The sequence below is a fragment of the Streptomyces sp. NPDC058964 genome, from assembly GCF_042741275.1.
Classification (GTDB): Bacteria; Actinomycetota; Actinomycetes; order Streptomycetales; family Streptomycetaceae; genus Streptomyces.
In genome coordinates, this window is the sequence record NZ_JBHYKH010000200.1 from 13,408 (window position 1) to 14,938 (window position 1,531).

Sequence of the window (1,531 nt, forward strand, 5' to 3'; positions counted from 1 at the left end):
ATCTCTTGCTTGACCCCGTCATAGCCGGCGATGTCGTCGAAGCCGGTGGTGGGCCGCTCAGCCTCGATGATCTTTGCACGCGAGCGTCCGATGGCGCTCAGCCCGCCGGTCACCGACCCCGCGGCACGGCGTCCCATCCACACGAAGAAGCCGATCAGCAGCAGGAACGGCAGGAACGTGAAGAGCACGGACAGCCACGCCGAGCCGCCACCGCTGCTCTGGCTGGCCTTGATCTGCACGTGGTGCGAGGTCAGCTGCTGCTGTAGCTGGGCCCCGGTGCCCAGCGCGGTGGGGATCTGGGTGGTGAACTTCGTGCCGTCCTTCAGGGTGCCGCTGACCGCGCCCTTGTCGTTGATGTCGACCGTCTGCACCTGGCTGGCGCCGACCCTGCCGACGAAGTCGCTGTAGGGCAGCGGGGTCGTGTGCGGCCCGGAACGGGCGCGAGAGAGCAGCAGGACGATGACGAGGGTCATCAGGATCCACCAGAAGATCCACCGTCCGCCGGCCTGTTCCGGTTGCCGTGACGGAGGCGTGGGCGGCGGTTCGCGCGGCGGCCCTGGCTTGGCGGGCGGCGTCAGGTGCCGGTGCGGCATCCGCCCTCGTGTGATCACCTGTCCCACGCCCTTCGGTCGGCATGAACCCCGTCTACCAGCCTCAACCCGGTCGTTCCCGGGGGGCAGGGGTCGAATGGCCCTGATGGGGGCCGTCCGGTCAGAGGCCGCCCGGGCTCGCGGCCGCCGGGAAAAGCGGGGACTCAGGATTCCCGTTCGTGTTCTTCGCCGACGCCACCACCGGGCGGGGAGACATCGTCTGCCACCGCCACGACGGCCATGACGGCCTGATCTCCCCCGTCGAGCAGGGGCCCGTCACCTGAGCCCGATGCCGTGCCCGGCCGGAAGCGCAGTGTTGCCCGCGCACGGTCAGCAGGCGGGCACACCGCCTGATTCGGCTCGGAGCGAGCAGTACAGCGGGCAGGTGGCACGGAGACCGTGCCACCGCACCGCGCCTGAACAGCCGCGCCTGTTCGGCCCCGCGGTCAGAATCGGCCCGCCGCGTGAGCGGCCGGGGCCATGTGGTCGGTGAACCACCCACGGGCCAGGTCCGTGACCTTCTCCAGCGCACCGGGTTCCTCGAAGAGGTGGGTGGCGCCCGGGACGACCGCGAGCTCGTTCTCGCAGCGCAGCCGGGACTGTGCCTCGCGGTTGAGACCGAGAACCAGTTGGTCGTGGCCCCCGACGATCAGCAGCGTGGGCGCCGTCACCGCCGGCAGCCGCGGTCCGGCGAGATCGGGCCTGCCGCCGCGGGAGACGACCGCGGCGATCCGCGACCCCGGCTCGGCGGCGGCCCAGAGCGCGGCGGCCGCGCCGGTGCTCGCGCCGAAGTATCCGACGGCCAGCTCCCGGGCCTCGGGCTGCTCGCGCAGCCAGCGGGTGGCGTCGGTGAGCCGGCGGGCGAGCAGGTCCGTGTCGAAGACGTTGGCCCGGTCGGGCTCCACCGCCGCGGTGTGGAGGTGGTACAGCACGGTGGCCAT

General features: G+C 71.8%; 2 protein-coding genes. Both read right to left on the minus strand.

The features are described from left to right. Nucleotides 1-473, minus strand: a 473-nt coding sequence (locus ACFW2E_RS23775) for an ATP-dependent metallopeptidase FtsH/Yme1/Tma family protein (protein ID WP_384469088.1), incomplete at its 3' end; no start/stop codon positions are given. A 563-nt stretch (nt 474-1,036) separates the two neighbouring features. Next, nucleotides 1,037-1,531: dienelactone hydrolase family protein (locus ACFW2E_RS23780; RefSeq protein WP_384469089.1), on the minus strand; the 495-nt coding region annotated here is incomplete at its 5' end.